Source organism: Pseudomonas cavernicola (genome assembly GCF_003596405.1).
GTDB lineage: Bacteria > Pseudomonadota > Gammaproteobacteria > Pseudomonadales > Pseudomonadaceae > Aquipseudomonas > Aquipseudomonas cavernicola.
The window spans coordinates 61,510-87,393 of the sequence record NZ_QYUR01000006.1; the positions used below are offsets into that span (position 1 = coordinate 61,510).

The following is a 25,884-nucleotide window of genomic DNA, read 5'->3' on the forward strand; positions in this document are numbered from 1 at the left end:
TTCGCCAAAAGCGGCTCTACCCAGCCTACAGATACCGCATTAGGTTAACGAATCAATTAAGGCAACACTTTCAAAAGCAAGCCGGTCCCCGTAGCCGTATCCAACTCAAGCCGCGCAGCTCGCACCCTTTGCGCGACCAAGGCTTCGCGCCAGGCTTCCGCGTTTGCCCCGGAGAGGCTGACGCGCAAGGTGCTATCCAGGTTCAGACTGCGTGCAAGCAACTCGACCCAAGGCGCTAGCGGTTCTGCATTCAGCTTCGGCAGGGCCAGCTCGCCCGTACTTCTCAACTGACGGAGCAAGGTGTTTGGACTGGGTAACAACTCACCGAGCGGTGCACCGGCGTCCAGCTGTTCGACATGCAGATACGCCCGGCGATTGCCACGGGTGATGCTATAGAGCGCCACGAGGCTGTCCTGCTGTGGCTCGGCCAGGCGTAGTAACAAGTACGCCTGTTGATCGTCGGCGCCATACAGCTTGGCGTTACCGAATACCGAGTTGGCCCACAGGCTGCTGGAGCCGCAGTCACGGCTCTCGCACCAGTACAACAACTCGGCGCCCTGCGCCTGCAAAGCTTCACGGGCTGCGTTGAATGCCTGCCCGGAAGAGTGTTCGCGAGGTAGTTCGTAAGTCACCGAACGCAGTTGCCCTTGCGTCGGCACTTCCCGCTCGAAACGTAACTGGCCGCTAATCCGGCGGATCGAGCCCAGCGGATAGATCCGTTCCTGGGCGCTGCCCTCACGAAAGTCGACAATCTGCGCGCGAGGGAAACGCGGCAGTACCTCGAGGTCATGGCTACCGGGTAAGTCGGCGGCCAGCAACATGCCGCTGACCATAAACAGGCTGAGAACACCCAATAGGTACATGCTGCTCCTCATCGAACCAGCATGGCTTGGCCGGACTTCACCAGTTTTTCGGCGTCCTCTTCCATAGGTTTCGGCACCAGCAAACCGCGCTGCACCGCCGGCCGCTCGTCGATGGCTGCTAGCCAGCGCTGCAGGTGCTCCAATCCCTCGACCGAAACACCGGCCCAGTCATACAACCGCACCCAGGGGAAGGTAGCGATGTCGGCAATGCTGTACTCACCGGCCAGGTACTCCACTTCACTCAGGTGGGTATTGAGTACTTCGTATAGGCGGCGGGTTTCATGCTGATAGCGGTCGATCGGGCCCTGCAGCTTCTCCGGGAAATAGCGGAAAAACACATTGGCCTGGCCCTGCATGGGGCCGACACCGCCCATTTGGAACATCAGCCACTGGATCACCCGTGAGCGGCCTTTGACGTCCTGCGGCATCAGTTGGCCGGTCAACTCGGCCAGGTAGATGAGGATGGCGCCAGACTCGAACACAGCGAAATTGTCATTGGCCCGATCAACGATGGCCGGAATCCGCCCGTTGGGATTGATCTTCAGAAACGCCGGGGTCTTCTGCTCTTGCTTGTCGAAGCTCAGCACCTGCACCTGGTAAGGCAGGCCGAGTTCCTCAAGCGCGATGGAAATCTTGTGGCCATTGGGGGTAGCGGCGGTGTACAGGTCGATCATGCTTCTCTCCTGTGGCGATCCGCTCAGCCTCCCCAGTTGGCCCGGGCAAGTCAAGGCACAGCGAAGAACCGATTGAAACAGTCTGCTACGGCCTGGGCACCCGCCTCGTCATCCAGATGCAGATGGTGCCCACCGGCCAGTTGATGCAACTCGAACGGCAAGCCCTTGAGCATATCGGTAAAACGCGGTTGTTCCAGCAGCATGCCCCGCTCGGCCAGCACCAGGCTGACCGGGCAGCTCAACCGCTGAATGAACGCCTGGGTGTGGGCGCGAGTCAGGCGCAGGGGCGATGGCAAGGTCAGACGGCTGTCGGTACGCCAAGTGTAGCCACCGGGCACCGGCATCAAGCCGCGCTGTGCCAACAGCTCGGCGGCTTCGCGGGTCACCGCGCCGACGCCTTTCATGCGCGCTTCCACCGCTCGCTCAAACTTCTCGTACACCGGTTTGCGTTTGCCGGCCAAGGCCATCTGCGCCTTGAGCGCTTCACCGAGTTTTTCCGGCGCGGTCTCGGCTTCGCCGGTGTAGGGGATCAGCCCGTCGATCAGGGCCAGACGCTCGACTCGCTCCGGCATCGCACCTGCCAGCAACACCGAAACAATCGCGCCCATGGAGTGACCGAGCAGTGAGAAACGCTGCCAACCGAACTGTTCAGCTACTTGCAGCACATCGTGGGCGTAATCCCAAAGCGCATAGCTGCCTCCCGCCGGGCGGTGATCGGAATGGCCATGCCCAGCGAAGTCCAGCGCCACGATGCGCAGACCATCCAGCTTGGGCGCCAAGCGGGCGAAGCTCATGGCGTTATCCAGCCAGCCGTGCAGGGCAATCACCGGCTGACCGTCTTGCGGGCCGAACACATGGGCCGCCAGTTCGATATGCGGCAGGCTCAGGCGGACTTCTTCGAAAGGTATGTTCATGCAGACTCCTGCTCAGCCCTACGGCCATGCCAACGGCTGAAGAGTTGTTTCAGCAACTCGGCGGTGTCTTGCGGGCGTTCCAGGGGGAACATATGGCCGCCGGGCAACGTCAAGTATTCGCCCTGCGGCACCCGCCGAATCAACCGGGTGTGGTGCGGCAGCACCACGCGGCTATGGCGCCCACGAATCATCGCCAACGGCACCTTGAGCTGCTGCGGCCGCCCCGGACTGGTATGCGGCACGCTACGGTAGATGCTGATCTCGGTAGCCGGATCGAAACGCAAGCGCAGGCTCTCGCCAGTGTTGTGCAGGCCGTGCTGCACATAGGCGTCCAGGCATTCAGGATCGAAACGGCGGAACAGCGACTTGGCGGAAAAATAGCTACGCGCCTCGGCCAGGTCGGCGAACTCTTCGCGGCGACCCAGGGTGCGGCCGGCCGGAGTGATGCGGTCGATAAAACCAAAGCGTTTGGCCGCGCGAATGACCAGGCGGTCGGCCAGAGTCAGCACCGGCGAGTCGAGCATCACCACGCCACGGTAAAGCTCCGGACGCAGCAGGGCGGCGTGATAATGCAGCACCCCGCCCAGAGAATGCCCGACACCCCAGACCGGCTCAGCTTGCCCCTGTAGATGATGCAGCAACTCGTCGACCAGGTTGCTCCAGTTGTCGTTGACCGGGAAGCGCGGATCATGGCCGTGCTGCTGCAAGTGCTGCACCTGATAAGCCGGCGCCAAAGCAGCAAATAACTTGCCGTAAGTGGCCGAGGGAAAGCCATTGGCATGGGCAAAAAACACCTGCTGCGACATACACGCACATCCGTCAGGGAAAAACTGGCTGATTGTCCGCAACCGGCTCCCCTGCGGCAATGACCGTAACTGCCAGGAATGATGACAGTCCGGCCAAGCCTATGACGCGGTGAACGCACTCCGCAGCCAGGGGTTGCTCAACACGATCCCCAGGGCCACCAGCAGGAAGACCAGACCGCACAACGCATCGATGGCCGGCACCGCACGCAACAATCGGCGCTGCATGGCCGGCTGCGTCAGAATCACGCTGAGCAGGCTGAACCAGCCAAGGCCCATGCCAAACAGCATGCTTGCCACCGCCACTTTACCGGCCAGCGAGATATCTGCCGGAATCAAGCTGGACAACAGCGCCAGAAAAAACACCAATGCCTTGGGGTTCAGCAGATTGGTGGCCAGCCCTCGTAGCCAGGGCCCTAGTCGGGATGGCGCGAGCGTGCCGTCCAGGCCGCCCGACGCCCCACGCCGCAGGAAAGCGCACAAGGCGCCGTACCCTAGCCAACCGAGATAGCAGGCGCCGAGCAACTGCAGCAGGCCAAATAACAGCGGAGATCGACCAAGTAATACCGACACCCCGGCCAGCACCAGAGTGCCATGCACCAGAATGCCGCAGGCCAGGCCCAGCGCGCTGAGCAGGCCGGCGCGCCGCCCTTGATGCAACGCGGTGCGCACCACCAAAGCCACATCGGGGCCAGGGCTGACCAGGGCCACGGCGAACACAGCCGTGAGCGTCAGCAAGACGGACGTCTCCTGCATGGGCTTATCTCCAGATGAGCAATGAATGAACGTTAGGGAAAATCTGAAAAAGTAGTGATTCATCGCTCCTGCGCAGGCGGAATGACGATTTACTCAGCGAGTCCTTAGAGCTGCGCGCGCAGGCGAGCGGGCGGCAAACCATAGGTGCGGCGAAACAGACGAGTGAAATGCGCCTGATCGTAGAAGCCGAGCTGTACGGCGATATCACTTAGAGGCATGCCGCCAAGCACCAGCGGCAAGGCCCGTTCGAGACGCAGTTGAGTCAGCCATTGGTGCGGCGGCAAGCCACACTGGCGGCTGAAACGCCGCAGGGTCTGCCACGGACTCAGTTCACAGAAAGCCGCCAGTTCCTCCAGTGAGGGTGGCTGATCGAGGCGCGACTCCAGCCACTCGCGGATCTGCCCCCAGCGCCTCGGCGCGAAACCCTGCTCGAGCTCGACGACGCGTAAAGTCGAGGCCAGCCCAAGCAAACCCGCCATGGCCTGCAACAGCAGGCTTTCCTGCGACAATCGCGAGCCAGTGCGCATGGCCCCATGCAGGTTATGCAAATCCAACTGCAAGCCAGGGTTCCGCAGGATGGCCGTGGTCAGCCGCGGCGCCCCCTGACGGCCGTCACTCAAGCTGCGGCTGGCCTGCTCCAGCCACCGCGGATCGAGCGCCAGCACCCGGATTCGATAACCTTCGCCGGGCAGACTGGCGCCATCATGGATGCTTTCCGGAGTCATCAGCAGCGTATCGCCAGCCCCCGCCAGGTGCCGCTCACCGCGATAGACGTAGCGCTGACGGCCCTGCAGCAGCAAGCCGATGTGATATTCCAGATGGAAATGTCGGGGAAATGCAAAACGGTGGTATTCGGCGTCGATAAGACGCACGCCGGGCAACGCGCTGCTGAAGTGGTTGATCTGTTCCATGCCCAGCACTTTACCTGGCAGGCGATGGGATGATCTTGTACAAAATTGCAGTAGATACCGAGTACTAACGGCCGACCATAATCAACGATCGGCCGTTAATACTCAGTTTTTTTATACAGTCTTATTGGGGTGGCAGTTGACCCAGTGGTACCACCGCCATGGTCAGCCTTGCAATGCAGCTGGGCTTGCCGTCGTCACCGCTCAGGCGGATATCCCAGACATGCGTGGTGCGGCCCAGATGTATCGCCCGTGCGACCGCCGTCACCCGGCCGCTGCGCAGTCCGCGCAGATGGTTGGCGTTCACCTCAAGCCCCACGCAGTAAAACTTCGAACTGTCGATACACAGAAAGCTGGCCATAGAGCCGAGAGTTTCCGCCAGCACCACCGAGGCGCCGCCATGCAGCAGGCCATACGGCTGATGAGTACGCTGATCGACCACCATACTGGCGCTGATGGACTCGTCATCGATTGATTCGAAGCGAATATCCAACAGCTCACCAATGGTGTTCTTCTGAAAACTATTGAGCTGCTCCAAGTCTGGAGTGCTGCGCCATAAGCTCATACCGGCTCCTCATCCCAAGTCAGATCAATCATGCCAAACCAGCGCCTCACGGCGCTCGGCCCACTCCTGGAAACGCCCAGCGTAGGTGCCTTCCACCACATTCCGCTTGATCTTCAGGGTCGGTGTCAGGAAGCCGTTATCGACCGCCCAGACCTCTTTGAGCAAGATCAACCCGCTCAGCCGCTCATGCTTATCGAGTGCGCCGTTCACCTCTTCGAGCAAAGCCTTGAGACTACCTTCCAGTGCCGCACGCGAGTCGTTCGCCGCTTCCTGTCGCCCGACTTCGGAGAGCACACAGAGCGCCAGCGGCTGCGGCATGCCGTCGCCGACCACGCAGACCTGCTCGATCCGCGAATGCACCGCCAAGCGGTTCTCGATCGGCGCCGGAGCCACGTATTTGCCCTTGCTGGTTTTGAAGATCTCCTTGATCCGCCCGGTCAGGCGCAGATAGCTGTCGGCGTCTTGTTCGCCCTTATCGCCAGTGCGTAAAAAACCATCGTCGGTAATCGCTTCCGCGGTTTTTTCCGGGTCCTTGTAATAGCCCTGCATGGTCGCACCGCTGCGGACCAGCACTTCGCCCTGCTCGCTGATACGCACTTCAACACCAGGGCTGGCCTGGCCAATCCAACCGACTTTGGCGTTACCTTTGCGGCAAATATGCGAGTAGCCGCAGTTCTCGGTCATGCCATAAACCTCCAGCACCTCCAGACCCAGACGCTGGTACCAATCGAGCAACGCCTCCGGTACCGGAGCTGCGCCACACAGGGCATAGCGCATTGCATCCAGCCCCAATCCAGCGAGCACCTTGCGCCCAATGAGCTTGCCGAGGATCGGCAGCTTGAGCAGAAAGTCGAGGCGCGCGGCCGGCATCTTGGCGTACACCCCCATCTGGAACTTGGTCCAAATTCGCGGCACCCCGAACATCAAGGTCGGGCGCGCGCGCTTCAGATCGACCAGAAAGGTCTCCAGGCTTTCAGCGAAGAATACGGTCTGCCCGCCATAGATCGAGGCCAGCTCGACAAACATGCGTTCGGCGACATGACAGAGCGGTAGGTAGGAGAGCACCCGATCCTCTTCCGACGACTCGAATAATTGCAGGCCATGGGCGGCGGCAAAGGCGAAGTTGCTGAAGTTGTGCATCACCCCTTTCGGTGCGCCAGTGGTGCCGGAGGTGTAGATGATGGTGGCGAGCTGATCGGCTGCCGGGGTTGGATTGTCACGGATCGGCGTGCAGGCCTGCAGCTCGCTCCAGTGCAGATCGAACTGCCCCTCCGGGTGCAGCGGCAAAGCCACGGTGCGGATGCCCTCGGGCACCCCCGCGGCCATCGCCGGCCAATCGTCCAGTTTGCCGACGAAGACCAGGGCCGACTCGGAATGCTCCAGCACTTGCCGCGCCGAGTCGGCGGTCAGGTTCGGGTAGAGCGGCACGGAGACGTAGCCGGCCATCCAGATCGCCAGATCGGCGATGATCCAGTGCGCACAGTTCTTCGAAACCAGCGCAATCCGGCTGCCTTGCGGCAGCTCAAGCGTGCGCAACCAGTTGGCCGCGCGACGTGCTTGATCGCCCACATCGGACCAGCTCAGTTCTTGCAGCTGACCGCCGGGGAGTGGCTGCACCAGATAGCGTTTATTTGGGTGACGGGCTTCACGCTCGTAAAGCATCTCGAGCGGCAAACGGGCAGCATTAGCCACAGGGCCTCCTCCTTATTCTTTTTGTGGGGAAACAACCAAGCATTTGCTTGGTCGGACTATTCCACGCACACAGACGAGGCGCAAGTAGAGAAATGTTTCGGTGTGTAGTTGGCTTTAAGAACCTGTTCACGATCTCGCGAGCCAAGGTCAGGGCCGCACCCGTTCTCGAAAATGCTCCCGGCATTTTTCCTACCTCCCCCATCCATGGGGTCGCCTACGGGTAGCGGCATTCCCCACATCCATGTGGGTCACAAGGCGCAACGCAGCGAAGCGGAGTAACAGCCAAAGGCTGGCCCGCAGGGCGAGCGTAGCGAATCAGTCGGGCGAAAAAGCGCAGTTTACAGGTAGTAAATGACCATTTTTAGCCCGATTTCAACGCCGCATGGCCAAAGTGCAGCAGATCATGAACAGGTTCTTAGCCGTGCTGCGGATGCACCAGTGCCAGTAAATCCATCAGTCCGGCAGCCGGGAAGTCGCCCTCCAACTCAGCCAGACTGGCCGTGCGCATCGGTAGCGGCTCTTGGCGATGGCCGTGAATCAGCAGCCCTGCCAGATCGCCAATCAGAGGCTGATGGCTGACCAGCAACAATTCGGCCTCACCACGTTCATCCAGATAGCGCAGCACCTCACGCGGGTCGCTGTCCGGCGTCAACCAGGGCGCAATGCCGATCGCTGCGGTAAAACCCAACGCCTCACGAACCAGCTCGGCGGTCTGCTGCGCGCGCACGTAAGGGCTGGCAAGAATTGCGCTAATCGGCCGCCCCTCGAGCTGGGCGGCACTCAGCAGCACTTCCTTGCGACCGCGCTTGGTCAACGGTCGTTCGGCATCACTGCGCGCTTGCGGCTCTGCTTCACCGTGGCGTAATAACCAAAGCCTCATTTATGCTCCCCGCTCATGAGTTTTAGAGCTTGGGCTCTTCATCGCGAGCCGGGTGGGGCGCCGCTGGCACTGCATGGGCAGCTTCACCTTGCGGGGCCTGGGCGGTCGGCCAATCGGCGAACGGCCAGGGCTTCTCATCGCTATTGAAGGTGCCAAACCGGCCGATTTGCGCCAAATACTGGCTCAAGCTGTCGCCGAATGTCAGCAGCCCGGCATTCGGCGCGCCGTAAAACAAGCGATAACCGAGTTGCAGCAGCACCGTGCCACCGAGCAGCAGCTCAGCCACCTGCCAGACGATGCTGAACAGCAGCATCCACAGAATGCGCAGCAAAATCGACTCGCGCTGCAACTCGTCAGTGGGTTCGCTCATGGGAATCTCCTTATTCGACTGGATTGGATCAGGGAGTCCGGCTAAACGCCGAAACTCCCTGAGGTGTGGAACGCCGGGCAAGTTCGAGAACCCACCCGAAAAATTTTATCGGCTACCCGAAACAGTATCCGCCATTTCCACGCAGGTGGAGCTCTGGCTCCACGGTGCATCCGGATTGTTCGCTGGGCCCCTAGAAACCACTGGTAGGGATAAAGTCGACATCGGTCTTCGGTTCGGCGCGCATCAGCAGTTCAATCACCTGAGTCAGCGTACGTCCCTCGAAAAGAATGGCATGCAGACCCGCGACCAGCGGCATGTAGATCTGCAGCTCTTCAGCCTTGGCCTTCAGCACCTTGAGGGTATTGACCCCTTCGGCGACTTCACCGAGGCGCGTAACCGCTTCCTCCAGGCTCAACCCCTCGCCCAGAGCGAAGCCGACCTGATAATTGCGGCTTTTCGGTGACGAACAGGTGACGATCAAATCACCGACCCCTGCCAGGCCCAGGAACGTCATCGGATTGGCACCCAGTTTGACGGCAAACCGAGTCATCTCCGCCAGCGCACGGGTGATCAGCATGCTCTTGGTGTTCTCGCCCATCCCCAGCGCCGCTGCCATGCCGGCAATAATTGCGTAGACGTTTTTCAGCGCACCACCCAACTCGACACCAAACCGATCGCTGCTGGCGTAAACCCGGAAAGTGCGGCCATGCAAGGCTGCCTGCACACGTTGGCAGAGCGCATCGTCTTCACTGGCAATCACGGTTGCGGTCAACGCATGTTCGGCAATTTCTTTCGCCAGGTTAGGCCCGGACAGCACACCAATACGTGCCTGCGGGGCAATATCTTCAAGAATCTGGCTCATCAGTTTGAAGCTCTGCGCCTCAATACCCTTGGTCAGGCTCACCAACAGTTTGCCTGCCAGTTGCTCGACAAACGGCTGCAGCACATTGCGCAAAGCATTCGAGGGCAGCGCGACAAACACCATCTCACAAGCTGCCAGACTGGCAGCCAGATCGGTGACGGGTTCCACACCCGGGTGAATTTTCACGCCTTTGAGGTAACGCGGATTCTCGCGATTGACGCGGATTGCTTCAGCCTGCTCGGAATCACGCATCCACAGCTGCACATGCTGGCCGTTCTCGGCCAAAAGATTGGCAATCGCGGTGCCGAAGCTCCCGCCACCTAGCACCGCGATGGGTTGCTGTTCAGTCATAACGAGTCCGTATTGAGCCATTCAGCATGGCGGTCCACCGGCATTATACGGTGCGACCGGTCAGCAACCAGTCCTCAGGGACGGCGTTGCCCCAGACAGGTTTAAATTAAGCAGAATTACTCCGTGCGCGCTAAGTAGCCAAAAGGCAAAACCACCCACCTCGGTTAACATGACGCAATCCCCGGCGTGAACAAGGGTGCTTCATGCACATTGACTTAGACAACCACGCGCTGAGCCGGCGCACAAAGCACTGCGACGAACGTCAACGGCTGTATTCCAGCGTGCAGCTAGAGTTTCAGGATGCGTTATAACTCCTTGAGGACGAGCCCCCCACGAGGCCCACGGATGCGCCGTCTCCCCCTACTAATAAGTTGCTGTCTGCTCAGTGGCTATCTGCTGTCCGCCGCGCCACTATGGGCCGCTGAAGTATTGCTCAGTGGCGCCGATGACAGCTCGACACTGCGCGCGTTCAGTCGCGTCTTGGGCGAACTTCGACCGCAGGACCAGGTGCATTTTGTCCCCCTCGCGCAACTGCCAGCCCCCGGCACCTTGCCCCGTGACACCCGGCTTATTCTGTTCGGCAGCCAGGCCCTCAATTGGCGCCTGGCTGAACCGCAGGGCCCGCCGACGCTGATACTGCGCGTTAGCCGCGTGCAGGCTCAGCAACTCCTCGGCGACGCGCGTCCCAACCATCTCAGCCTGCTCTGGAGTGATCCCGCACCGGCGCGCCAGTTACGCCTGGCACGGCTGATATTCCCTGCGGCCAAACGCATCGGTGTACTGCATGATCAGCACAGCGACTTTATGTTTGACGAACTGCGCCTAGCCGCAACGGCACTGGGGCTGGAGGTCATCGACCAGCTCTGGACCGACACCCGTGACACTCGCCCAGTACTGGCTCTGCTCAACCGCAGTGACTTGCTACTGGGCCTGAACGACCAGGACTTCTATACCCCGCAAACCAGCAAAAGCCTGCTACTGACCAGCTATGCCCAGCAACGCGCCCTACTCGGCCCCAGCGCCAGTTTCGTCAAGGCCGGCAGCTTGGCCAGCAGTTACAGCGACCGGGCTGACTGGTTGGCCACGCTCGATACACTGCTCGATCAGACGCCGTCGAGCTGGCCCCGGACGCTCTACCCGATCTATTTCAAAGTACTCGGTAACCACCCAGTAGCACGCGCCTTGGGCATCGAACTGGCCGACGACGCTGAATTGACGCGGCAATTGGCTGAAGGAGAGAACATCCCATGAACCTGCGCCGAGGTTGGGACATCCACACCCGCACGCAGTTGATCAGCGTTGGCCCGGCCCTGTTGCTGACCCTGCTGCTGACCGGTTTTTTCACCTTTGTGCGCTTGCAGGATCTGCGTCAGGAGCTGAACCACACCGGCCAGCTGATCGCCAACCAGCTCGCCCCAGCAACTGAATACGGCGTCATCGCCGGCAACCTGCAAGTGCTGGACACCTTGCTGCAAGCCACCCTGAGTACCCCGCATGTGCGCTTCCTCGAGGTCCGAGACCGCGAAGACAACATCCTGGTGTACATCGAGCAACCTAATAGCCAAAGCCAAAGCACCCCACAGGTCGAGGTGTTCCACGCGCCGATCCGCCTGCAAAGCATCGCGCTAGGCAACGATTTTTTGCATTCCCCCAACGAACGCAGCAGTCATCTTGGCAACAATTATCTCGGCCGCGTCGTGGTCGGTATGTCTAACGATGCGTTCAGCAGCCGCCAGCAGGAAATTCTGCTGAAAGCCACAGTGCTGGCGGTGTTTGCCCTACTGCTGACCTTTCTGGTGGCGCGCCGCTTGGCACGTCGCCTGTCACAGCCGATCAGCGCCATGGGCGAAGCCGTGAAGGCCATCCAGGCCGGCAACTACCGCACGGCGTTGCCGGAGGTCGACGACGGTGAACTGGGCGACCTGGCACGCCACATCAATAACCTGGCCAGCGGGCTTGAGCAGGCCAGCCACGAGCAGCAGCAGGCCATCGCCCAACTGATCAAGACGCGCGAAGAATCCGAACAGGCTAACCGCGCCAAGTCTGACTTCCTGGCGATGATGAGCCATGAACTGCGCACCCCGATGAATGGCGTGCTCGGCATGCTGCAACTGCTGGAAACCACCGAGATGACCGGCGAGCAAGCGGAATACTCGGCGTTGGCGACTGAGTCCACCGAGCATCTTCTGAAGGTGATCAACGACATTCTCGACTTCTCGCGCATCGAGCGCGGCGCGCTGGAGTTGGAACGCATCCCGTTCAACCTGCTGGATCTGATCCAAAGCTCGGCGCAGGTATTCCAGCACAGCGCACAACAACGCGGCCTGGCGCTGAAACTGGACACCCAGGCCGGGCTGGAGCAGCTCGAGGTACAGGGCGATCCCACACGTATTCGGCAGATTCTGGTCAACCTCTTGGGCAACGCGCTGAAGTTCACCGAAGACGGTAGCATCCGCATCGAGACCCGCTGGCAACCGCTAGACAACGAGGTGCTCTGGTTCAGCTACGCCGTGCATGACAGTGGCATAGGTATTTCGCCTGAACGTCTGGCGCGCATGTTCGATGCATTCCAGCAGGCCGACACCTCGATCTCCCGACGCTATGGCGGCACCGGCCTCGGCCTGCCTATCGCCCGCACCCTGGCTGAGCGCATGGGCGGCACCCTGCGGGCCGAAAGCCATGAGGGTCGCGGGTCGATCTTCACCCTGGAAATCCCCCTCCCCTTTTGCCAGCAGGCTCCCGCCCCACAGCACCGAGCAACGCAAGATAGCGTCAACGGGAATGGCCAAGAAGTCCTGCTCGTCGAGGACAACCCGGTCAACCAAACGGTCATCGAGGCCATGTTGCGCAGCCTCGGTTATCAGGTCAGCCTGGTTGGCGACGGCGCTCAGGCGCTGCACAGCGCCGAACGCTACAGCTTCGACGCCATCCTGATGGATTGCCGACTACCGGTAATGGACGGTTACGAGGCAACACGGCAGATTCGTCAATTACCGGAGCGCGCCGAGGTTCCAATCATTGCACTGACCGCCAATGCCCTGCAGGGTGACCGCGAGGCTTGCCTGCTAGCCGGGATGAACGATTACCTGGCCAAACCGTTCAAACGAGCCGACTTGCAACAAGTACTGCAACGCTGGCTGCCACCCCGACCTTCGGCGAGTGGCCAGGAGTGTTAAAGTGATCCAATCTGATCCAGCGCAAAGCGCTAGGGTCGAGCTGTTGCGACAACCGTCAGCGGGACTGGTGTACAACTGTGCTCAGTACGCTGTGACTTTCACCACAACGCAACAGTCTATGACTAGGCTGCCAACGACGCCCTTCGCGCCGGGCCAGTTTAGATGATTCGCTTAGCCCTGCCGCACGGGGATTATTGAGGAGCTCGCATGTCCAAACAAAACGCTTTTACTCGGGAAGATCTGCTGCGCTGCAGTCGCGGCGAGCTATTCGGCCCAGGTAACGCGCAATTGCCCGCCCCGAACATGCTGATGGTTGATCGCATCACTCACATCAGTGAGACCGGCGGCAAATATGGCAAGGGTGAACTGGTTGCCGAGCTCGATATCAACCCGGACCTGTGGTTTTTTGCCTGCCACTTCGAAGGCGATCCAGTAATGCCGGGCTGCCTGGGCCTCGACGCCATGTGGCAGTTGGTTGGTTTCTACTTGGGCTGGCAAGGTAACCCAGGCCGCGGTCGCGCATTGGGCTCGGGCGAAGTTAAATTCTTCGGTCAGGTACTTCCGACTGCAAAGAAAATCACTTACAACATTCAAATCAAACGCACCATCAACCGCTCGCTGGTCCTGGCTATCGCCGATGGCACCGTTAGCGTCGATGGCCGCGAGATCTACAGTGCCGAAGGTTTGCGCGTCGGCCTGTTCACTTCCACTGACAATTTCTAAGGGTTATCCGCATGCGTCGCGTCGTGATCACCGGTCTGGGCATCGTTTCCTGCTTGGGCAATGATAAAGACACCGTCTCCGCCAACCTGCGCGCTAGCCGTGCCGGTATCCGCAAAAACCCGTCCTATGCCGAAATGGGCCTGCGCAGCCAGGTTTCCGGTTCGGTCGACCTGAACCTCGAAGAGCTGATCGACCGCAAGGTTTACCGCTTCATGGGCGACGCCGCGGCATATGCCTACTTGTCGATGGAACAGGCGATCAAGGATTCCGGCCTGACCCCGGAGCAGATTTCCAACCCGCGCACGGGCCTGATCGCCGGTTCCGGCGGCGCCTCGACCGTCAACCAGATGGAAGCCATCGACACCCTGCGCGAGAAAGGCGTCAAGCGCATCGGCCCATACCGTGTGACCCGCACCATGGGCAGTACGGTATCCGCCTGCCTGGCCACGCCGTTCCAGATCAAGGGCGTGAACTTCTCCATCTCCTCCGCTTGCGCCACCAGTGCGCACTGCATTGGTCAAGCCATGGAGCAGATCCAGTTGGGCAAGCAGGACGTGGTCTTCGCCGGTGGCGGTGAAGAAGAACATTGGAGCCAAAGCTGCCTGTTCGACGCCATGGGCGCCCTGTCCACCCAGTACAACGAAACCCCGGAAAAAGCCTCGCGGGCTTACGATGCCAAGCGTGACGGCTTCGTCATCGCTGGCGGCGGTGGCATGGTGGTGGTCGAAGAATTGGAGCATGCGCTCAAGCGCGGCGCCAAGATCTACGCGGAAATCGTCGGCTACGGCGCCACTTCCGATGGCTACGATATGGTCGCCCCGAGCGGTGAAGGCGCCATCCGCTGCATGCAGCAGGCGCTTTCCACCGTTGAAGGCCCGATCGATTACCTGAATACCCACGGTACTTCCACCCCGGTCGGCGACGTTGCCGAGATCAAGGGCGTGCGCGCAGTGTTCGGTGACAAGGCGCCGCCGATCAGCTCGACCAAGAGCTTGTCCGGCCACTCCTTGGGCGCCGCCGGCGTGCAAGAGGCGATCTACTGCATGCTGATGATGGAAGGTAACTTCATCGCCGGCTCGGCCAACATCGAAGAACTGGATCCGGAAGTGGCTGATCTGCCAATCGTCCGCAAGACCCAGGAAAACGTCACGTTGAACACCGTGATGAGCAACAGCTTCGGCTTCGGTGGCACCAACGCCACCCTGGTACTGAAGCGCTGGACCGGGAAGTAAGCTAAACATTCCCGCATACGACAAGGGCGCCAAATAGGCGCCCTTGTCGTTTCTGGCCTTCGCACTCATGCATTCTGACCTCAGGCCAGCTCACTGGCCTTCTCATCTTGTGGTGACTTACGGCCAAAGCGTGGCAGCAGCTTCGGCACCTGCTGGCGATAACGGCGATACTCGGGATGAGCCGCCAGCAGGTCGCGTTCCTCCAGGCGGATAGCGATCAACACATAGACCGTGGTCAGCACCGCGAACAATAGGTGCGCCGCGCTCATGCTCGGGGTCGCCCAGAAGCACAGCAGCCACCCGGCATAGAGCGGGTGACGCACCAGTGCATAAGCACCAGACTCCTGCAGCGGCAGCGGTTCATAGGGTTTACCCAGCAGTTGCAAGCTGACCTGACGTAGACCGAGCAACTCGAAGTGATTGAGCAGAACAGTACTGTAGATCAATAGCGCCCAGCCAAAACCAAAGGCCGCGCCCAGCACTAAGCGCCCGGAATGGTTGTCCACCTGCCAGATCAGCCCGCCCAACGGCTGCCAGAAGCTGAACAGCAGGATCAGCGCCAAGCTGGAGAACAGCACATAGGTGCTGCGCTCGGCGGCCTGCGGGATGATCAGGGTCAACCAGCGCTTGAAAGCCGGCCGCGCCATGGCACTGTGCTGCACGACAAAGACTCCCAGCAGCAGCACGTCCACACCCAGAGCACTCCAGAACCCCAACCCGGGCGTGCCGTCGATGGTGTTCGGCACCTGCGGTAGGTTGCCGACAAAGCCGATGGCATAGAGAAACGTGACGAAGAAGATTGCATAACTGGCAACGCCATACAGGAAGATCGCTAAGCGTTTCATGGTCGTAGTCCTGCCTCAGTGATGAGAGTCTGCAAGGCTTTCTGCAGTTGAGGTCAGGTTGCGCCGGCGCTGTATCAGCGCGATGGCCAGCAAGGCATAGTTTGTATCAGCTTGGTTGCAGCAGGTTTCCGCTGGCTCAGGCCAAAGGTAGATGGACGCGTAACAGAGCGTGCAAACGCGCCTGATCCAGAGGTTTATGCAGCAGGCCCTTGAGACCTTGGGCGATCACATCCGCTTCCGTCAGCTGGTCGCTGAAACCGCTGTAAAGTGCAATTGGCAGATCGGCCCGCGCGGCCAGCAGACGCCGCGCCAGTTGCAGGCCGGTGAGGCGCGGCATGCTCTGATCGAGAATGACGAAATCCCAGGCGTAAGGGTCGGCCAGCAACAGCGCCGAAGCCTCTTGCGGATCAGAAAAGACGCGCACCTCGGCGCCCCATTGCGCCAGGCGTTCGGCCATGAACTCAGCCACCAGCGGCTCGTCGTCGACCACCACCACCCGCCCGCTCAGCGGCGCCAAGACCGCATCCGGGTCCGTCAACCTGTGTGGCTCCGCACTGCAGCTGCTCGTACCAGCCATTGGCGGAATAAGAATCTGGAACCCCGTGCCCTGCCCTGGCGCGCTCTGCAACAGGACGTGCCCGCCATATTCGTGGACGATGCCATGCACCATCGACAAACCCATACCGCTGCCTTGCCCCAACACCTTGGTGGTGAAGAACGGTTCGAACATGCGTGTCTGGACCGCCGAATCGATGCCGGGCCCACTGTCCTGCACCGAGAGCACCAGATAGTCACCGGCGAAAGCCTGCTGACAGGAGGTGCAAACGGCAGCCGGATATGCGCGGCGTTGCAGGCCGATATGCAGTTGGCCGACACTGCCCATGGCATCACGGGCATTGATACACAGGTTCATCAGCACCTGTTCCAACTGCACCGGGTCGACCAGCACCAGCGGCAGCCCCTCGCTCAGTTGGGTATCTATCTCCACCGTTGCTGGCAGGGTCGATTCGAGCAGGCGGATGAAGTCTGCGATCAGGCTATCCAGGGCCACCGGTTGCGGCTGGCCACGACTGCCGCGGCTGAAGGTGAGCATCTGCTGGATCAGATCGCGGGCCTTTTCCGCCGAGCGCTGCACCCGCCCAAGGTACTGCCCCAGGCGCTCGTCACCGAGGCGCTCGGCATGCTCCTCGGCCATCACCGTGTAACCAAGCATGCTGGTCAGCAGGTTATTGAAGTCATGGGCGATGCCCCCGGTCAGGTGGCCGATGGCTTCCATCCGCTGCGCTTGCCGTAGTTGACGCTCCAGGCGCTCGCGCTGCTCCTCGGCTTCCTTGCGCTCGGTGATATCGCGCAGGTAACAGATAAAACTCGGCCCCTCGGCTCCCTGCACCACCGAAATCGCCAGCTCCGCGGGAAATTCCTCGGCGTTGGCGCGCTGCGCACTGAGTTCGACCCGGCGACCGAGTAGCGGCCCGTCACCGTTGGCCAAGTGGCTGGCAAACCCCTTTTTATAGATCTCGCGCAACCGCTCGGGGATCATCAACTCGGCCCAGGGCTGGCCCAGCGCCTGTTCCCTCGTATAGCCGAAGCACTGTTCTGCTGCGGGGTTAAAGGTGGTGATGCGCCCACGGCTGTCCATGCCGATGATGCAGTCCAACGCCGTACTGACAATAGTGCGGTACTGCTGTTCGCTGGCGCGCAGGGCTTGTTCGGCCTCCTTGCGCTGGGTGATCTCGCGGGTGAAAGCGAGAATCCGATCGATCCCGCCGATGGTGGCCCGCTTGAGAAACACCTCGTCCCAGTGCAAACCGCCATCGCGGTTGCGCCGGTGCCACTCGAAACGTTGCGGCTCACCCGCCCGCGCCCGCGCCAGCCAGCCGGCCGCATCGACATCGGTATAAGGCGGGTAGCCAGCACTGAAGGTGTCCACCCCCAAGCTGAGCATTTCCTCATAACTGTAACCATAGGCCTGGCAAGCCCGCGGATTGACGTCGACCAGCGTGCCGCTGTGCAAATCGAGGACGAAGATGGCGTCTTCCGAAGCCTCGAAAATCGCCCGGTAACTGGCCTCGGCATCCAGCCGCTGTAATTCGGCGGCGGCCCGTACCGAGAAGATCCGCAGCACCGACTCGACCCGATTGCGGTCTTCCTGCAAAGGGCTGCAACGCCCGGCGGCGATCAGGCCCAACGGCCGCCCATCACTGGCGAATAGCGGATAGCCGGCATAGCTCTGTATCCCGAACGACTTCGCGACGCTGTCATTCGGGTAGAGCTCGAGCAGATCACTGCCGACGAAGTGGAAGGCCCGGTTGAACACTTGCTGGCAGGGAGTACCCGACAGCTCGTAGGTGGCGTTGGTGTGGAGTTTGCCGTTGTAATACAAAGCCAGCGTGGTCAAGCACTGCGGCCCCTCATCGCTGACCCGGCTGACAAAGGCGAAATCGGCTTGCAGCGAGCGCGCCAGATAGCGGGCAAGGGCCTCGAACACTTCAGTACCGGTAGCCGCCGACACCCCCAACGCGACATAGCGCAGGGCATCCTCGACCTTTTTCCGATCGCTAATATCGGTCGAGATACCGCACACGGCGGTCACCTGACCCTCGGCGTCGAACAGCGGGAATTTGCTCGACAGGTAGGTCGAGGCCCGTTCGCCGATCTGCAACTGTTCCTCGAATTCGCGCGACTGGCCAAGGCTCGCCACGCTCAGGTCGTTAGCCCGCAGGCTGGCGGCCATGCTTTGCGGGAACAGTTGGTGGTCGGTCTGCCCTAACACGTGCTCGGCGGGCAGCTTGAAGAGGTTCTCGAAGGCGCGGTTGACCAGACAGTAGCGGCCCTGCAGATCCTTCACGTAGATCACCGAATTGCTGTTATCGATGATCTGCCGTAGATGGTGTTCAGCCGCAATGGGGCCGGCACCAGAGGAGGCGATAATCGGGCTTGGCAGTGGCTGGCTCATGCAATGGGCTCCGCTTCAGGGGCTTTTCTGCCGAGTATAGAGATGGCCGGTGGCACTCAAGCAGTCGAACAACCAGGCTGAAACAATTGAAACACTCGGCCTTGCGACCCTTCGAACCTAACGCCGAGTCAGAACCTGTTCAAGCACGTCGCGAGCGCAGGTCAGACGAGCCTGTTTTCAACGCCGCATGACCAAGCACAACAGATATTGAACAGGTCCTCAGGAGCGCGGCCCAGGCACGCACATATAGCCCACCCCACGCACGGTACGGATGATCTGCGGCTTGTCTGGATCGGCTTCCAGTTTGCGCCGCAGGCGGGCGATGCGAATGTCGATGGAGCGGTCAAACGGGTTCCAATCGCGATTCTGGGTCAGATTGAGCAGTTGATCGCGGGACAGTGGTCGGTTCGGCCGCTGGGCGAACGCTTGCAGCAGGTCGAACTCCATGGCGGTCAAGGCAATCTCCGCGCCGTTTTCATCGAGTAACTGATGACTGTCCAGATCCAACTGGTAATGCCCCAATTGCACACAACGGGCCGCCTTACCGGCATCCTGCGGTGCTGGCGGGGTGCGTTGATAGCGACGTAGCACAGTCTTCAGCCGGGCCAATAGCTCGCGCGGATCGAAGGGCTTGGCCAGGTAGTCGTCGGCCCCGACCTCCAGTCCGATGATGCGATCCAACGGGCTGCCCGCTCCCGAAATCATGATCACCGGCAGGTCATGCCGCTCACGCAGGAAACGCGCCAGGCTGAGGCCATCCTCGCCCGGCAGGCCAACATCCAGCAACACCACATCCGGCAGCTGGCTAGCCAGCTTTTCCCGCAGCTCTAGGCTGCTGCCCACGCTCTGCACCGCGTACCCCTGAGCACCGAGATAGTCTTCCAGCAATTGGCGCACCTCGGGCTCGTCATCCACCACCAGCACCTGAATGCTCTCGCTCATCCGCAAACCTCAAGCTGTCATCGGCAACGTCCACAGCATAGCCGGCCGCTTATCATGCGCCGTGCTGCTGGTCGTCGCCAACAGTCCCTTGGTGGCTCGCTCGGCGTCCTGCCTCGACAATTGCTCCCGGCATCGCCCTACCTCCTGCATCCATGCAGTCGTCGCGTCCCCCTCCTCAGTACCTCCACTCGGACTACTAACGGGGATCGGGGTGTCGCCTGCATGTTCTTTAAAAAACTCGAAGCCTCTGCTGCCTAGTGGATGGGATACATCAGGTGTGCGAGGACAGCGCCCCGTCAGGGAACCCGCCGCAGGCGGGCCGGATGCCGGGGCAAGCGCTTTTGGTTGCTTTCCCCGCGACTGGGAAAAGTGACTCGCCCAGCAGGGCGAAACCGGGCTGTCAGCCAGCACGGCAAGCACCGAATGACACCAAACGACAAGACAACACCCTCTTGCCCATCCGGTATTAGCCCTCATGCCCCCCGGCAATCCGTGAAAAACCATAAAAAAGCCCGAGCCGTATACCGGCTCAAGCGGTGCTAAACAACAGCGCGAATCAACGCACGTTAAAACGTTGCTCCGCCAACAGACGGTCACCCTGGAACACCATGAAGCGCCATTCGCCCGGCACGACCTCATGGTATTCAGTGAATTCAAACGCCATCACGTCTTGCGGCGCACCGACCACCAGCTTTTGCACCACTTCAAACTTGTCGTGCCGTTTGCCGTCCGGCGAAAGCATTCCGGGCGTGAAATACAACAGGGTCAACGGCGTGTCGTCAGCCTGTTTACCGATCAGGCTGTAGCGCATACCGAACTTGGTACCGAGCTTCGCGGGTATCACATCGGTCTGCTTGATCTGCTGGTTACTGCGCGTCAGCACACGCTCGCCGGGCTGAAGGTTCTGCGCGCTGCTCTCGAATAGGCCGTACTCGACCGGTCCTTCAACACGCACTTCGGCATTGGCCAAACCGGCAAACAGCATCAACGCAGCCAGCGCACTCAAACGGGTGTATTGCATATCGCGCTCCTTGATTGGGATGCCGCGAGCCTATGACGTTGGCATGACAGGCTGATGACAGAGGCACTGCAGCGCTGACGCCTGAGTACCGCAAGCCAGCACTTCACAACCTGGAGACGCAATGAGTCGGCCGGTTGCGGCATAACCCTGCTCAACTTAGCGACCCTTGATTGTATGCAGGCGCCTGCTGCATGGTGAGACCCAAAGTCGGTGGCGCTGTGCCCAGAGCGCCCAGCCACCAGAGGCTCTATAACTTAGAACGAGGCGCCCCAACTGCCACCGGAGAGAATTGCCATGACCGTTACCGTCACTACCGGATCCAGCGCCGGCTACCGCCATGCCATCAAGGTCAATGAGCGGCATGAGTTGTTCACCGACATGCCCAAGGCCCACGGTGGCGAAGGTTCAGCGCCTGAACCGCATGACTACTTCGACGTTGCCCTCGGCGCCTGCAAAGCACTAACCGTCACGCAATACGCACGCAGCCACAACATTCCGCTGAGCGGCATCAGCGTGGATGTCAGCAGCGACAACAGCAAGGAAAGGGAAGGCTTCTACGGCATGACCGTACAACTCACCCTGCACGGCACGCTGACCGATGAGCAGCGCGCCAAGTTACTGGCGATTGCCAATAAATGCCCGCTGCACAAGCTGATGACCACCGTCGAAGTGAAAATCGAGACACGCTTGAACCAAGGCGCACTGACTCAATAAACCGACTTATCCACTAAATCGACTTACCCGACACACGGGTTATGCTGGTCGCATAGCCCGCTGCGAGTGCCCGCCATGCCTAGCCTTATTCTGGTCCGTCCCCGCGCCGAGGACGTCGAAGGTCAACCCATCTTGCGCGCCCTGCCCTCGGCCCAGCGCCGCAGTGTTGGGCCCTTCGTATTCTTCGACCACATACTGGCCAACACCTTTGCGCCGGGTAGCGGGATGAATATCCGCCAGCATCCGCATATCGGCCTATCCACCCTCACCTACCTGTTCGAAGGCGAAGTGCTGCACAAGGACAGCCTCGGCTCAGATCAACGGGTGCAAGCCGGTGACGTCAGCTGGATGACCGCAGGCAGCGGCGTTGCCCATGTCGAGCGAACCCCGGCCGAGCTGCTTAAAAGCGGTTCGCGGCTGCATGGTTTGCAGATTTGGCTGGCGCTGCCGCGCGAACAGGAAAACTGTGCCCCCAGCTACAGCCATCACAGCGCCGCCAGCCTGCCGGTCAGCGAAGCGCTCGGCGTACAAGTCCGCATGCTTGCCGGTGAAGGCTTCTGCCTGAAATCGCCAGTACCGGTACTCACACCGACGCTGCTCGCCGAACTGAAACTCAGCACCGGCGCGACCCTGTTCATACCGGCTGAGCATCCGCAGCGCGCGTTGTATGTCCTGGCGGGTGAAGCATTGCTGGACGATCGAGCGCTGCAAGCGCAGAGCATGGTCGTGCTGCCGGAAGGTGAAAGCTTCAGCTTGAGCGCCGACAGCGACTGCCACTTGATAATGATCGGCGGCGCCCCGCTAGATGGCCTGCGGCGGATGAACTGGAACTTTGTCGCCAGCGATCTGGCGCTGATCGACCAGGCCCGTGAGCGCTGGGCTAAAGGTGATTGGCCCAAGGTACCAGGGGAAACCGAGCGCATCGAATTACCGCGGTGAGACGAGTTGCTGGCAGGGTTGCCTTCCCGTCTCTTGCGCGGCTACTGCGCGGCAAACACCGCATCGAACAGATCGTTCATCGCCTTGAACGCGCGGGTAGCCACCAGCGGGTGGTACTGGTTGCGTCCAGGCACATTGGCCACTAGGTTAGTGAAGGAATGCACCGCCCCGCCATAGCTGACCAGTTGCCAATCGGTTTTCGCCGCTTTCATCTCGGCGATAAAGCCATCGACCTGCGCCCGCGGTACTGCCGGATCGTTCGCGCCATGCAGCACCAGCACCGGCGCCTTGATGTTCTGCGCATCCGCCGGATTCGGCGTATCCAGATTGCCATGGAAGGACACGAAGCCTTTTTACAAAAAAAAAAAGCCCAGCATAGAGCTGGGCTTTCTCTTTACGTCGCGTGTCAGGCAGAGAGTTCCACCAACAACTTGTTCAGCCGGCGCACATAGGCCGCCGGGTCTTTCAGGCTATCGCCAGCCGCCAAGGCGGCCTGATCGAAGAGGATGTGCGACAGGTCGCCAAAACGCTCTTCACTCTGCTCGGCGTCCAGCTTCTCGATCAGCGGATGCGCCGGGTTGAACTCGAAAATCGGCTTCGAGTCCGGCACCTGCTGCCCACTGGCTTCGAGAATCTGGCGCATCTGCAGACCGAGATCCTGTTCACCAATGGCCAGAATCGCTGGCGAGTCGGTCAGGCGATGAGAAACCCGCACCTCACTGACTTGGCTGCCCAATGCAGTTTTCAAGCGCTCGACCAGACCTTCTTTGGCCTTGGCAGCCTCTTCCTGGATTTTCTTGTCTTCTTCCGAATCCAACTTACCGAGGTCCAGATCACCACGGGCGACGTCAACGAAGTGCTTACCGTCAAACTCAGTCAGGTAGCTCATCAGCCACTCGTCGATGCGGTCGGTGAGCAGCAGCACTTCGATGCCTTTCTTGCGGAAGACTTCCAGGTGCGGGCTGTTCTTCACCTGGGCGTAGCTCTCGCCGGTGAGGTAGTAAATCTTGTCCTGACCGTCTTTGACACGACCGAGGTAGTCGGTCAGGGCGACGCTTTGCTCGCCGCTGTCATCGCTGGTGGAGGCGAAACGCAGCAGGCCGGCGATCTTCTCTTTGTTGGCGAAGTCTTCCGCTGGGCCTTCCTTGATCACCTGGCCAAAGTTCTTCCAGAAGCCTTTGTATTGCTCAGGATCGTTCTTCGCCAGTTTCTCGAGCATGTCCAACGCGCGCTTGGTCAGTGCCGACTTCATCGAGTCAATCACCGGATCCTTCTGCAGGATCTCGCGGGAAATGTTCAGCGACAGGTCGTTGGAGTCGACCACGCCTTTGACGAAACGCAGGTACAACGGCAGGAACTCGTCGGCCTGATCCATGATGAATACGCGCTGCACATACAGTTTCAAACCGTGCGGCGCTTCGCGCTGGTACAAATCGAACGGCGCACGCCCCGGCACATACAAGAGCGAGGTGTATTCCAGCTTGCCTTCGACCTTGTTGTGGCTCCAGCTCAGCGGGTTCTCGAAATCGTGAGCAACGTGCTTGTAGAACTCTTGGTATTCCTCGTCCTTCACCTCAGCCCGCGGGCGAGTCCACAGCGCGCTGGCGCGGTTGACGGTTTCCCACTCAACCTCGGTCGGGGTCTCTTCGCCATGCTGCTCTTTCGGTAGTTCGATCGGCAGGGCGATATGGTCGGAGTACTTCTTGATGATATTGCGCAGGCGCCAGCCGTCGGCGAACTCTGTTTCGCCACTCTTCAGGTGCAGCACGATGCGCGTACCGCGCTCGGGCTTGTCGATGCTGGCGACACTGAACTCACCCTCTCCATGGGATTCCCAATGCACGCCCTCGCTGGCCGGCAGGCCGGCGCGACGCGTGAAGACATCCACCCGGTCGGCAACGATAAAGGCCGAGTAAAAACCGACGCCGAACTGGCCGATCAGGTGCGAATCTTTCTTCTGATCACCCGACAGATGCTTCATAAAATCAGCGGTGCCGGACTTGGCGATGGTGCCCAGATGCGTGATCGCATCCTCGCGGCTCATACCGATGCCGTTGTCTTCGAGGGTGACGGTGTTGGCGTCTTTATTGAAGCTGACCCGGATCTTCAGCGGGTCGCCTCCTTCCAGCAGATCCGGCTTGGCCAGGGCCTCGAAGCGCAGCTTGTCGGCCGCATCGGAGGCGTTGGAGATCAATTCGCGAAGGAAGATTTCCTTGTTGGAATACAGCGAATGAATCATCAGGTGAAGCAGCTGCTTCACCTCGGTCTGGAAGCCCAGGGTTTCTTTTTGAGTTTCCACACTCATGGTCGTCTAACTCCACTTAGATGGCATAAGCCGCAATAGCGGCGGATGTCATGCAGATGGGGGCAACGACAGCGATTTCAAGTGCTTAGCCAATCACGGTTCGAGCAGCTCAATCGTCTTGATCTCTTCCGGCCGCACGGCAAAGCTGGCCTCGCCCTGCCCGCTCAGATTGCGCCGAATGACGATTCGACCGTCTGGATTAATACCGGTGAAACGACCTTCTGCCATGCTGCCGCGCTCAGTCACGATTCGCATGCTCAAGTTCTGATACCGACTTGGGCTGCTTTGCAGGCGCGGCAAGGTGAAACGCAAACGCCGATCGAGTGGACGGCCAGCCTGCTCCGAGGCGGGCATTGGACTCCCTACTGTGGCCTGGCGACTGCCAACGATAGCCACTGACTCGGCTGGCAGGGGCGAAAAATGATCCCCTTGCACTTCCCAGCCCCGCGATTGGCTTTTTTTCAGCCGCAACGGCAAATGTTGAGGCTGGCCATTGACCTGCGCATCGATCTCCAGCTCCACAATGGCGGCTGGCAAAGTCACCGCTGGCAAGCTGGCCAATTGCACCAATCGAGTCGTAAAGCGGCGTTTTAGATAGTCCTCGATCACATAGGCCAGGGTGTCGCGCGAATCGAATCGGGCATCGACTTTACCGTCGACATAACGCAGACGATTACTGAACAACTCGACCTTACCGCTCAAGGTGGTCTTGAACTGCGGTGGCAAAACCAAGTGGAAGTCGCCCACCAGCTTGTTCGGTGCCAATGGTTTGAGATCCAGATGCAGGGTGTAGCCGTGAGTCAGGCGGCGCGCCTCGGGTAGCTCCTGCTCGGGCAGCAACCAACTAACCTGCACTTCCGGTAACGAGCCGCGATCCTGCGGTAGCACGTCCACCCGCACCGCACCGTTGACCGGCTGCGGCAGACGGATGCTAATTTCGCGGCGGGCGAAAAAGTCTTGCCCCTCACGCAGGCTCAAGCTGCCATCGATCAACTCGCCTTGCTGCGGGGCAAACGGCTGGCCATTCAACTCGCCACGCAAGTGAATGACCAACTCGGCCGGAGCCTGCGTCTCAGGTTTAAGCCAGCTCAGGCTGAGAATGGCTTCCAGCCGCTGCGCATCTTGATTGGCTAGCAAGGTCAAACCGACCACCAGGGGAATGAAGCCCAGCGCGCTCAGCACTACCGCTTTGCGCGCGGTACGCCAGTAACGCAGCACATACACCAGGGTAAGCGGCGGCAACAAACTGCCCAAGCCCCAGAGCAGACTGGTGCCAAAGGCCAGCATGACCAGCCAGACCAGGCCGACCAGAATCAACAGCAAACCACCGAGGATCAACAACGCATCCATCCAGAATTCCTTATTCTTGAACCGCCCTCAGCCTGCGGCAACC

Annotated in this window: 23 protein-coding genes and 1 pseudogene; 6 read left to right on the forward strand and 18 right to left on the reverse strand. The window is 60.4% G+C overall.

What is annotated here, in order from left to right; all coding sequences use genetic code 11:
* Window positions 1-56 precede the first annotated feature (56 nt).
* From D3879_RS16360 to D3879_RS16410, 11 genes are all read right to left on the reverse strand, one after another.
* Window positions 57-863, reverse strand: coding sequence for a DUF4892 domain-containing protein (locus D3879_RS16360; RefSeq protein ID WP_420800934.1), 807 nt, complete (start codon window positions 861-863; stop codon window positions 57-59).
* Window positions 864-871: 8 nt separating this feature from the next.
* On the reverse strand, window positions 872-1,537 hold the full coding sequence (locus D3879_RS16365; protein ID WP_119955341.1) for a glutathione S-transferase family protein: 666 nt from the start codon (window positions 1,535-1,537) through the stop codon (window positions 872-874).
* Between the two features lie 50 nt (window positions 1,538-1,587).
* Window positions 1,588-2,451 (reverse strand): alpha/beta hydrolase, encoded by an 864-nt coding sequence (locus D3879_RS16370; RefSeq protein WP_119955342.1) that lies wholly within the window; start codon window positions 2,449-2,451, stop codon window positions 1,588-1,590.
* On the reverse strand, window positions 2,448-3,257 hold the full coding sequence (locus D3879_RS16375; protein WP_119955343.1) for an alpha/beta fold hydrolase: 810 nt from the start codon (window positions 3,255-3,257) through the stop codon (window positions 2,448-2,450). Before D3879_RS16375 ends, D3879_RS16370 begins: the two co-directional genes overlap by 4 nt.
* A gap of 99 nt (window positions 3,258-3,356) precedes the next feature.
* Window positions 3,357-4,010: a LysE family translocator gene (locus D3879_RS16380; RefSeq protein WP_119955344.1), complete on the reverse strand. Its 654-nt coding sequence runs from the start codon at window positions 4,008-4,010 to the stop codon at window positions 3,357-3,359.
* A 104-nt stretch (window positions 4,011-4,114) separates the two neighbouring features.
* Window positions 4,115-4,921, reverse strand: coding sequence for an AraC family transcriptional regulator (locus D3879_RS16385; protein ID WP_119955345.1), 807 nt, complete (start codon window positions 4,919-4,921; stop codon window positions 4,115-4,117).
* A 121-nt stretch (window positions 4,922-5,042) separates the two neighbouring features.
* On the reverse strand, window positions 5,043-5,483 hold the full coding sequence (locus D3879_RS16390) for a hotdog fold thioesterase (RefSeq protein ID WP_119955346.1): 441 nt from the start codon (window positions 5,481-5,483) through the stop codon (window positions 5,043-5,045).
* 24 nt (window positions 5,484-5,507) lie between these two features.
* Window positions 5,508-7,175: an AMP-binding protein gene (locus D3879_RS16395; protein ID WP_119955347.1), complete on the reverse strand. Its 1,668-nt coding sequence runs from the start codon at window positions 7,173-7,175 to the stop codon at window positions 5,508-5,510.
* A 415-nt stretch (window positions 7,176-7,590) separates the two neighbouring features.
* Complete coding sequence (gene sixA / locus D3879_RS16400) at window positions 7,591-8,055, reverse strand: phosphohistidine phosphatase SixA (protein ID WP_119955348.1); 465 nt, start codon at window positions 8,053-8,055, stop codon at window positions 7,591-7,593.
* A gap of 22 nt (window positions 8,056-8,077) precedes the next feature.
* A complete protein-coding gene (locus D3879_RS16405; protein WP_119955349.1) occupies window positions 8,078-8,425 on the reverse strand; it encodes a DUF4389 domain-containing protein in 348 nt (115 codons plus the stop codon).
* A gap of 190 nt (window positions 8,426-8,615) precedes the next feature.
* Window positions 8,616-9,638, reverse strand: coding sequence for an NAD(P)H-dependent glycerol-3-phosphate dehydrogenase (locus D3879_RS16410; protein ID WP_119955350.1), 1,023 nt, complete (start codon window positions 9,636-9,638; stop codon window positions 8,616-8,618).
* A gap of 345 nt (window positions 9,639-9,983) precedes the next feature.
* Between D3879_RS16410 and D3879_RS16415 the strand changes: the two genes are divergently transcribed.
* The 4 genes from D3879_RS16415 to fabB all read left to right on the forward strand — a co-directional run bounded on the left by D3879_RS16415 (window position 9,984) and on the right by fabB (window position 14,769).
* On the forward strand, window positions 9,984-10,889 hold the full coding sequence (locus tag D3879_RS16415) for an ABC transporter substrate-binding protein (RefSeq protein WP_119955351.1): 906 nt from the start codon (window positions 9,984-9,986) through the stop codon (window positions 10,887-10,889).
* Window positions 10,886-12,814, forward strand: a complete 1,929-nt coding sequence (locus tag D3879_RS16420; protein ID WP_119955352.1) for a response regulator — start codon at window positions 10,886-10,888, stop codon at window positions 12,812-12,814. The genes D3879_RS16415 and D3879_RS16420 overlap by 4 nt, the downstream gene beginning before the upstream one ends.
* A 207-nt stretch (window positions 12,815-13,021) precedes the next feature.
* Complete coding sequence (gene fabA, locus D3879_RS16425) at window positions 13,022-13,537, forward strand: 3-hydroxyacyl-[acyl-carrier-protein] dehydratase FabA (protein ID WP_119955353.1); 516 nt, start codon at window positions 13,022-13,024, stop codon at window positions 13,535-13,537.
* A gap of 11 nt (window positions 13,538-13,548) precedes the next feature.
* Window positions 13,549-14,769: a beta-ketoacyl-ACP synthase I gene (fabB, locus tag D3879_RS16430; protein ID WP_119955354.1), complete on the forward strand. Its 1,221-nt coding sequence runs from the start codon at window positions 13,549-13,551 to the stop codon at window positions 14,767-14,769.
* 80 nt (window positions 14,770-14,849) lie between these two features.
* Here the strand turns inward: fabB and mddA are convergent, their stop codons facing one another.
* The 4 genes from mddA to D3879_RS16450 all read right to left on the reverse strand — a co-directional run bounded on the left by mddA (window position 14,850) and on the right by D3879_RS16450 (window position 20,533).
* On the reverse strand, window positions 14,850-15,614 hold the full coding sequence (mddA, locus tag D3879_RS16435) for a methanethiol S-methyltransferase (protein ID WP_119955355.1): 765 nt from the start codon (window positions 15,612-15,614) through the stop codon (window positions 14,850-14,852).
* A 136-nt stretch (window positions 15,615-15,750) separates the two neighbouring features.
* The gene (locus D3879_RS16440) at window positions 15,751-18,570 is read right to left on the reverse strand and encodes a PAS domain S-box protein (protein WP_119955356.1); all 2,820 of its coding nucleotides are present in this window, start codon (window positions 18,568-18,570) and stop codon (window positions 15,751-15,753) included.
* Between the two features lie 219 nt (window positions 18,571-18,789).
* A complete protein-coding gene (locus D3879_RS16445) occupies window positions 18,790-19,512 on the reverse strand; it encodes a response regulator (RefSeq protein ID WP_119955357.1) in 723 nt (240 codons plus the stop codon).
* A gap of 556 nt (window positions 19,513-20,068) precedes the next feature.
* Window positions 20,069-20,533, reverse strand: a complete 465-nt coding sequence (locus tag D3879_RS16450; protein ID WP_119955358.1) for a DUF3859 domain-containing protein — start codon at window positions 20,531-20,533, stop codon at window positions 20,069-20,071.
* Between the two features lie 294 nt (window positions 20,534-20,827).
* On the opposite strand from D3879_RS16450, the gene D3879_RS16455 reads away from it, so the two are divergent.
* Entirely contained in the window at window positions 20,828-21,247 is a 420-nt protein-coding gene (locus tag D3879_RS16455) for an OsmC family protein (RefSeq protein ID WP_119955359.1), read from the forward strand.
* A gap of 75 nt (window positions 21,248-21,322) precedes the next feature.
* Window positions 21,323-22,186 carry a pirin family protein gene (locus tag D3879_RS16460; RefSeq protein ID WP_119955360.1) on the forward strand — a complete coding sequence of 288 codons (864 nt, stop codon included), beginning with the start codon at window positions 21,323-21,325 and terminating at the stop codon, window positions 22,184-22,186.
* A gap of 41 nt (window positions 22,187-22,227) precedes the next feature.
* Here D3879_RS16460 and D3879_RS16465 read toward each other — a convergent pair.
* The 3 genes and pseudogenes from D3879_RS16465 to D3879_RS16475 form a co-directional block, all read right to left on the reverse strand.
* Window positions 22,228-22,539 (reverse strand): annotated as a pseudogene (locus D3879_RS16465) (dienelactone hydrolase family protein); the annotation flags it as partial.
* 53 nt (window positions 22,540-22,592) lie between these two features.
* Entirely contained in the window at window positions 22,593-24,491 is a 1,899-nt protein-coding gene (gene htpG / locus D3879_RS16470; RefSeq protein WP_119955361.1) for a molecular chaperone HtpG, read from the reverse strand.
* A gap of 93 nt (window positions 24,492-24,584) precedes the next feature.
* The gene (locus tag D3879_RS16475) at window positions 24,585-25,841 is read right to left on the reverse strand and encodes an MFS transporter (RefSeq protein WP_119955362.1); all 1,257 of its coding nucleotides are present in this window, start codon (window positions 25,839-25,841) and stop codon (window positions 24,585-24,587) included.
* Window positions 25,842-25,884: the final 43 nt, after the last annotated feature.